This window comes from Roseateles sp. (assembly GCF_036486225.1).
Classification (GTDB): Bacteria; Pseudomonadota; Gammaproteobacteria; order Burkholderiales; family Burkholderiaceae_C; genus Roseateles.
Genome location: NZ_DASVNZ010000405.1, coordinates 1 through 8,173, shown reverse-complemented (window position 1 = coordinate 8,173; position 8,173 = coordinate 1). Strand labels below are relative to the sequence as shown.

Below are 8,173 nucleotides of genomic sequence, written 5' to 3'. Positions count from 1 at the left end.
CCCGGGGTAGACGATTTGCGTCAGCGTATGAGGAGCCCCCGGGCCGGCTTGCGCCGACGGGCGAAATGCCAGAACGCGGCTCATGCCTGCACCTCCGGATCCTGGTGTCCCTCGGATGCCGTGGCGGGGGCCTTCGCGCGGCTGAAGCGCTGCTTCACCCAGAGGTAGAACAACGGCACGAAGAAGATGCCCAGCAGCGTCGCGCTACCCATGCCGCCGAGCACGCCGACGCCGATGGCGCGCTGCGAGCCCGAGCCCGCGCCGCTCGCGAAGGCCAGCGGCAGCACGCCCATCATGAAGGCCAGCGAGGTCATCAGGATCGGCCGCAATCGCTGCCGGCACGCCTTCAAGGTCGCCTCCAGCACGCTCATCCCCTGCCCTCGCAAGGTTTCGGCGAACTCCACGATCAGGATGGCGTTCTTCGCCGACAGCCCCACCGTCGTCAACAAGCCGACCTGGAAGAACACGTCGTTCTGCTGCCCGCCGAGGTGGCTGGCCGCGAGCGCGCCGATGATGCCCAGCGGCACCACCAGCATCACGCTGAACGGTACGGACCAGCTTTCATACAGCGCCGCCAGGCACAGGAAGATGAACAGCACCGACACGGCATACAGCATCGGCGCCTGGTCGCCCGAGAGCCGCTCCTGGTAGCTGCGGCCGGACCACTCGAAGCCGATGCCGGGAGGCATCTCGCGCAGGATGGATTCCATCGCCTTCATCGCCGCGCCGGAGCTCACGCCCGGCGGCACGTCGGCCTGGATCTCGTACGCGGCGCTGCCGTTGTAGCGCACCAGCTGGCGCGGCCCGTTCTGCCAGGTCGCCGTGGCGAAGGCGTTGAACGAGACCATCGCGCCGCTGGCGTTGCGCACGTACCAGTGGCGCAGCGCGTCGGGATCGGCCCGGTAGGCGCCCTCGCCCTGGACCAGCACGCGCTTGACGCGACCGCGGTCGATGAAGTCGTTGACGTAGCTGCTGCCCAGCGCGATCGACAGCGTGTCATTGATCGTCGTCGTCGCCACGCCCAGCGTGCCCGCCTTGTGGTCGTCGATGTTGATCTGCAGCTGCGGCGTCTCGGTCAGGCTGTTGATGCGCGCGCGCGCCAGCTCGGGATGTTTGTTGGCCTCGTCGATCAGGCGCTCGCGCGCCTCGGCCAGCGCCTCGTTGCCGACGCCGCCCAGGTCCTGCAGGAACAGCTGGATGCCGGCGCTGCCGCCCAGGCCGCGCACCGTCGGCGGCTGCACGATGAAGATGTTGGCGTCCCGGATCTTCTTGCCGAGCTCGCGGCTGAAGCGCTCGGCCAGCGCCGCGGCGCCCTGCTGCTTCTCGGGCCGCTCCTTCCAGTCGGTCAGCCGGATGAAGCCCTGCCCCGAGCCCTGGTCGCCGTTGGCGCCGCGCACGAGGTTGTAGAACAGCACTTCCTTCTGCTCGCCGAGGTAGGCCTCCATCGCCTGCGCGACCGCTTCCATGCGCTCGGCCGTGGCGCCGGGCGCCATGCGGACCTGCATCTGCAGGCTGCCCTGGTCCTCGTCCGGCAGGAAGGAGGTCGGCAGCGACCTGTACAGCAGCGCCATGCCGCCGATGAGCAGCAGGTAGACGAGGAAGCTGCGCACGCCGCGCGCCGTCAGCCAGCGCACGCGCACGACGTAGCGGTCGCTGAACTTGTCGAACTGGCGGTTGAAGCCGCCGAAGAACCAGTCCAGCTGCTTGCCGAACGGGCCACCGTGCGCCGCATGCTCGCCCTTGTGCACGGGCTTGAGCAGCGTTGCGCACAGCGCCGGCGACAGGCTCATCGCCACCAGCACCGACAGGATCATCGCGCTCACGACCGTGATCGAGAACTGGCGGTAGATGATGCCGGTCGAGCCGCCGAAGAAGGCCATCGGGATGAACACCGCCGACAGCACGACCGCGATGCCGACCAGCGCGCCGCTGATCTCCTTCATGCTCTCGCGGGTCGCGTCGCGCGGGCTCAGGCCCTCCTCGCGCATCAGGCGCTCGACGTTCTCGACGACGACGATCGCGTCGTCCACCAGCAGGCCGATGGCCAGCACCAGCCCGAACATCGTCAGCGAGTTGATCGAGTACCCCGCCGCCGCCAGCACCCCGAAGGTCCCCAGCAGCACCACCGGCACGGCGATCGCCGGGATCAGCGTCGCGCGCAGGTTCTGCATGAACAGGTACATGATCGCGACGACCAGCACCATCGCCTCGATCAGCGTGTGCACCACGCTCTCGATGGATACGCTGATGAAGGGCGTCGTGTCGTAGGTGATGGTCGACTTCATCCCGTGCGGGAAGAAGGGCTCGAGCTCGGCCAGCTTGGCCTTCACCAGCTCGGCGGTCTTGAGCGCGTTGGCGCCGCTGGCCGGCAGGATGGCCATGCCGGCCGCCGTCTGGCCGGTGCTCTTGACGTTGGTGGTGTAGCTGTCGCGGCCCAGCTCGACGCGGGCGACGTCGCCCAGCTTCAGCGCGGAGCCGTCGGGCTGCACGCGCAGCACGATGTTGCGGAACTGCTCGGCCGTCGTCAGCTTGGCGCGCGCGGTGATGATGGCCGTCAGGCGCTGGCCTTCGGGCGCCGGCTGGGCGCCGAGCTGGCCGGCCGACACTTCGGTGTTCTGCGCCAGCAGCGCGTTGCGGATGTCGCCCGGCACCAGCGCGTAGCGTTGCAGCTGCGCGGGATCCAGCCAGATGCGCATCGCGTAGCCGGAGCCGAAGACGTTGATGTCGCCCACGCCCTCGATGCGGCTGACGATGTCGAGCAGCGTGCTGGACAGGTAGTCGCCCAGGTCGGCCGAGGTCACGGCCGGGTTGTCGCTGGTCAGCATGATGACCATCAGGTTCTCGGTGCCGGCCTTGGTCACGCGCACGCCCTGCGCCTGCACCGCCTGCGGCAGCCGCGACAGCGACTGCGAGACCTTGTTCTGGACCTGCATCTGCGCCAGATCCGGGTCCGTGCCGGCGACGAAGCTCAGCACGGTGCTGGCGCCGCCGGAGGCGTTGCTGTTGGACTCGATCGAGAAGAGCCCGTCGATGCCCTTGAGGTTCTGCTCGATGACCTGCGTCACCGAGTCCTCGATGGCCTTGGCGGCCGCGCCCGGGTAGCTGGTGTTGATGGAGATGCGGGTGGGCGCGATGTCGGGGTAGCGCTCCAGCGGCAGGATGCGCACCGCGGCGGCACCCGCCAGCATGATCACGATCGCGATGACCCACGCGAAGATGGGCCGGTCGATGAAGAACGAAGCCATGGTGTCAGCGCCCCGCGCCGGAGGCCGTGGTGGCCGCCGAAGCGGCCGGACCGCCGAGTTCCGCGGCGACCGCCGCCGTGGCGGACGCCGATGCCGACGCCGGCTTGCCGGCGGAACCGGGCGCGCCGCCCTTCTTCATGCCCGCGGGCACCGGCGTCACCGGCTGGCCGGCGCGCACGCGCTGCAGGCCCTCGATGGCGAGCTTGTCGCCGGCCTTGAGGCCGCTGGCGACCAGCCACTGGTTGCCGACCGCGCGGGTCAGCACCAGCTGGCGCAGTTGGAGCTTGTTCTCCGGTCCGACCACCAGCGCGGTCGCCTCGCCCGTCGGCGAGCGCGTCACGCCCTGCTGCGGCACCAGGATCACGCCGCTGTCGATGCCGGCCAGCAGCTTGGCCCGGACCACCATGCCGGGCAGCAGCGCGCCGTCCGGGTTGGGCACGATCGCGCGCAGCGTGACCGCGCCGGTGCCGCGGTCCACCGTCACGCCGCTGAACTGCAGCGTGCCGGGGCGCACGTATTCAGTGCCGTCCTCCAGCACCAGCTTGATCTTGCTGCTGCCGCTGCGGGCGTCGAGCTGGCGGCGCAGCTGGAGGATCTCGGCGCTGCTCTGGACGATGTCCACGTGCATCGGATCGAGCTGCTGCACCGTCGTCAGCGCCTGCGTCTGGGCCGCGGTGACCAGCGCGCCGGCGGTCACCGTCGACACCTCGATGCGGCCGGCGATCGGCGCGGTGATGCGGGTCCGGTCCAGCTGGACGCGCGCGGCGTCCAGCGCGGCGCGGGCCACGGCCACGTCGGCCTGCGCCTGGCGCAATGTGCTGGCGCTGTCGTCGGCGCTCTGACGGCTGAGGGCGTCGGCCTTGAGCAGTTCCGCGTCGCGCTCGGCGCGGCTGCGGGCGACGGCCACCTGGGCCTCGGCCTTCTGCAGCGCGGCGGCGGTGCGGGCGCGCTCGGCTTCATAGGTCGCGGCGTCGAGCTGGTACAGCGGCTGGCCGGCACGGACCAGCTTGCCCTCCTCGAAGAGCCGCTTCTGGACGATGCCCGTCACCTGCGGGCGGATCTCGGCGACCTGGCTGGCGGACAGCCGGCCCGGCAGCTCCAGCGCCAGCGGCGCGTCCTGCGCGGTGACCACGATCACGCCGACTTCGGGCGGGGCGCGTTTGGCGGTCTCGTCCTTCTTCTCGCCGCAACCGGCGAGCACCAGCACGGCCAGGGCGGCCAGCGCCGCAGCGATCGGACCCAGGGACGGCGCGCGCGGGGCACGCGGCGGGATCAGGGACTTCAACGACGTGGATGTCAGAATCTTCTTCGGCATGGCGGCGGATGCTCGGCCACGAATGTGGAGAGACCTTGAAGATCGCGTCGGGCGCGCGGCCTCCGCCCGGATGGCTTGCCGGTCGCACACCGACGCCCTCATCATCCCGTCCGTCGACGGTTTTCCCATCACTTTCGGCACACTGCCCGGGTCCGTTCCGCGTTTTTTCCCCAACGTTCCACCCTGCGTTTCGCCCTGCGTGTCACCCCACGTTTTTCCTTTCCCCGGATGAAGCTCTCGTTCACCCTCACCGCCCGGCTCTTCGCCGCCGTCTTCAGCACCGCCATGGCGGTGGCGCTGGCGATGGGCGTGTTCTCGCACATCAACCTGAACCGGGACTTCATCGGCTACCTCAACGAGCAGGGCGTGAACCGGCTGGAACTGGCACGGACCAGCGTCACCGCTGGCTACCGCGAGAACGGCAAGAGCTGGGATTTCCTGCGCGAGAAACCGGAGCTCTGGGGCCGCCTGCTGCGCCCGCTGGTGCCGGAGGCCGACATGCCGGCGGTCAAGCACGGACCAGCCGAGCTGACCGGCGCGACGCGGCGCTTCACGCTGTTCGACGAGAACCGCGAACGCGTCGCCGGTTATGCCGGCCCGGTGGACCCAACCGTGGAGCGGCCCATCATCGTGGACGGTCTGACCGTCGGCTGGCTGACGCTGACCCCGATCGAATCGGTGAGTCCGGGCGCCGAGAAGCATTTCTACGACGCGCAGCTGCGCTCGGCCTGGGTGGTCGGCGGGGCGGCGGTGCTGCTCGCCGGGGCGGTCGCTTTCTGGATCTCGCACCGTCTGCTGAGGCCGGTGCGGCGCGTCGCCGATGCCACGCACCGGTTGGCGGCGGGCGACTTCGAGGTCCGCGTGCCCGAGACGCGCAACAACGACGACATCGCCGGCCTGGGCCGCGACTTCAACCAGCTCGCGCTGACCCTGCAGCGCAACGAGGCGATGCGGCGCGAGTTCCTGGCCGACGTCTCGCACGAGCTGCGCACGCCGCTGGGCGTGCTGCACGGCGAGCTGGAGGCGCTGGAGGACGGCGTGCGCAAGCTCGACGCGCAGGCGCTGCGCTCGCTGCAGGGCGAGGTCGGCATCCTGCACAAGCTGGTCGACGACCTGCACGAGCTGTCGATGGCGGACGTCGGCGCCCTCGCCTATCGCAAGTCGGAGGTCGACCTGCGCGAGCTGATCGACGTCACCGCCGGCGCCTTCGGCGAGCGGATGCACGGCAGCGGATTGAAGCTGCAGCTGGACCTGCCGGAACAGCCGCTGCGCGTCTTCGGCGACGAGCGCCGGCTGCGGCAGCTGCTGGGCAACCTGGTCGAGAACAGCTGCCGCTACACCGACGCCGGCGGGGCGCTGAGCATCAGCGCGCGACGCAGCGGGAACCACGCGGTGATCGACGTGCAGGACACCTCGCCGGGCGTCGGGCCGGAGCACCTGCCGCGCCTGTTCGAGCGTTTCTTCCGCGTCGACGCCTCGCGCAGCCGGCGCGGCGGCGGATCGGGGCTGGGGCTGTCGATCTGCCAGCGCATCGCGGAGGCGCACGAGGGCCGCATCGAGGCGCGCCCGTCGCCGCTGGGCGGCCTGTGGATGCGCGTGGAGCTGCCGGTCCATGTCTGAGAACGGCGCGGGATCGAGCGCCGGATCGACGTCCGGATCGGGGCAAGGATCGGGCTCCGGCCTCGCGCCGATGCCGATGGAGCCAGGCCCGTCGCGGGTGCTGGTGGTCGAAGACGAGCCCAAACTCGCGGCGTTGCTGGCGGACTACCTGCGCGCGGCGGGACACGAGCCGGAATGCGTGACCGACGGTCGCGAGGTGATCCCGGCGTGGACGGCGCGCCGGCACGACCTGATCCTGCTGGACCTGATGCTGCCGGGCATCGACGGGCTGACGCTGTGCCGCACGCTGCGCGCGATGAGCAGCGTCCCCATCCTGATGCTGACGGCGCGGGCAGATGAATCGGACCGCCTGGCCGGCCTGGAGACCGGCGCGGACGACTACATCGCGAAGAATCCCTTCAGCCCGCGCGAGGTGATGGCGCGAGTGAAGGCGGCGCTGCGCCGCGGCCGCGCGCACGAGATGGCGACGGCCGCCGCGGTGGCCGCCTTCGCGGCCGGCAGCGAGGCGCTGTCCATCGACGAGGCCGGCTGGACCGCGAGCTGGCGCGGCGAGCCGCTGGACCTGACGCCGATCGAGTTCCGGCTGCTCCACATCCTGTCCGCGCAGCCGGGGCGCGTGTATGCGCGCACACAGTTGCTGGACCTGCTGCACGTCGACGGCCGCGAGGTCACCGAGCGCGCTGTCGACAGCCACATCAAGAACCTGCGGCGCAAGCTGGAACGTGCAGGCGCCGGTACGGACCGCATCCGGTCGATCTACGGCGTGGGTTACCGCTTCGAGCGGTGACAGGTCTTGCCTTGTTCGATGGCCCAATGCGCGCTGCGCGGTTCGGGACGCCGCTGGCCCTCACCCCCACCCTCTCCCGCAGTGCGGGAGAGGGAGCCACCCCAGTGCTCCTACTACGAATGGCTCGGTGCATTCTCACGCCCTCTCCCGCTTGCGGGAGAGGGCGGGGGTGAGGGCCAGCGGCCTCGGCAGTCAACCGGCGACAATCCGCCGCGTTATCCGAACCAGCAAGAGCAATTGCTGACGACTCTGAAGCATTCCGCAACATGACCGCAATGAGACGGTCACGGCGCTTCCGGACAGTCGTCCCCGAGGAGGAACCCTGAATGAAGAAATGGATCGCCATAGTCGCACTCGCGCTCCTGAACGCCTGCGCGTTCACGTCCTACACCCGCATGTTCGGCGGCTACGGCTACAGCGATGCGCCGCTGGCGCAGGACCGCTACCGCGTGACCTTCGCCGGCTACCAGGACGACGTGCCGTCCAAGGCGGCGGACCAGGCCTTGCTGCGCAGCGCCGAGGTGACCTTGACCAAGGGCTACCGCTACTTCGTCGTCGTCGAGGAGCGCAACGAAGTGCTGACCAGCAGCTACACCGTGCCGGCGACGCAGACGACCGAGACCACGAGCAAGACCGAGGGCAATGAGACCAGGTCGAGCTCGACGACGACCTACAGCGAGGCCAGGACGGTCACGCAGAAGCAGCCCGCCACGACGCTGACGATCCAGTGCTTCCACGACAAGCCGGCCGAGACCGCCGGACTCGGCGCCGGCAAGGTCTACGACGCGCAGTTCCTGTGGGCTGAACTCGGGCCGCGTTACGGCGTCAAGCGTCCGCCGAATGCCTGAGGGCCGCGGCTGACAGCCACGCCGCCAAGGCCGGCAGTCCGGCCGCCGCGGTGGTCTGCCACCGGTGGCTGACCTTGGCGGCCACGTCGCCCGGCTGCGGATTGATCTCGACGATCACCGCGCCCTTCGGCGCCAGACGCACCATGCTCGCCGCCGGATAGACGACGCCCGAGGTGCCGACGATCAGCAGCAGGTCGCACTCGGCGATCAACGCCGCGGCGGCGTTCACGACCGCCTCGTCGAGGTTCTCGCCGAACCACACGACGCCAGGCCGGATCGCGCCCGTGCCGCATCGCCCGCAGGCGGGCGGCCTCAGGCGCCGCTGCGCCTCCGGGGGCGGCTCGGCCAGGACGGCCGG

At 70.3% G+C, this 8,173-nt stretch carries 6 protein-coding genes; 3 read left to right on the top strand and 3 right to left on the bottom strand.

Annotated elements, in window-relative coordinates; genetic code table 11:
- Nucleotides 1–80 precede the first annotated feature (80 nt).
- Together VF536_RS26335 and VF536_RS26330 are read right to left on the bottom strand one after the other, a co-directional pair.
- Nucleotides 81–3,245, bottom strand: coding sequence for an efflux RND transporter permease subunit (locus VF536_RS26335; protein ID WP_331617907.1), 3,165 nt, complete (start codon nt 3,243–3,245; stop codon nt 81–83).
- Nucleotides 3,246–3,249: 4 nt separating this feature from the next.
- The gene (locus VF536_RS26330; RefSeq protein WP_331617906.1) at nt 3,250–4,560 is read right to left on the bottom strand and encodes an efflux RND transporter periplasmic adaptor subunit; all 1,311 of its coding nucleotides are present in this window, start codon (nt 4,558–4,560) and stop codon (nt 3,250–3,252) included.
- Between the two features lie 228 nt (nt 4,561–4,788).
- Here VF536_RS26330 and VF536_RS26325 point away from each other — a divergent pair, with 228 nt between their 5' ends.
- The 3 genes from VF536_RS26325 to VF536_RS26315 all read left to right on the top strand — a co-directional run bounded on the left by VF536_RS26325 (nt 4,789) and on the right by VF536_RS26315 (nt 7,815).
- Nucleotides 4,789–6,180, top strand: a complete 1,392-nt coding sequence (locus tag VF536_RS26325; RefSeq protein ID WP_331617905.1) for an ATP-binding protein — start codon at nt 4,789–4,791, stop codon at nt 6,178–6,180.
- A complete protein-coding gene (locus VF536_RS26320; protein WP_349257494.1) occupies nt 6,173–6,967 on the top strand; it encodes a response regulator in 795 nt (264 codons plus the stop codon). Before VF536_RS26325 ends, VF536_RS26320 begins: the two co-directional genes overlap by 8 nt.
- A gap of 326 nt (nt 6,968–7,293) precedes the next feature.
- Nucleotides 7,294–7,815 (top strand): CC0125/CC1285 family lipoprotein, encoded by a 522-nt coding sequence (locus VF536_RS26315; protein ID WP_331617904.1) that lies wholly within the window; start codon nt 7,294–7,296, stop codon nt 7,813–7,815.
- Here the strand turns inward: VF536_RS26315 and VF536_RS26310 are convergent.
- The coding region (locus VF536_RS26310) for an SIR2 family NAD-dependent protein deacylase (protein ID WP_331617903.1) at nt 7,793–8,173 on the bottom strand (381 nt) is incomplete at its 5' end. The two genes, VF536_RS26315 and VF536_RS26310, sit on opposite strands and share 23 nt — an antisense overlap.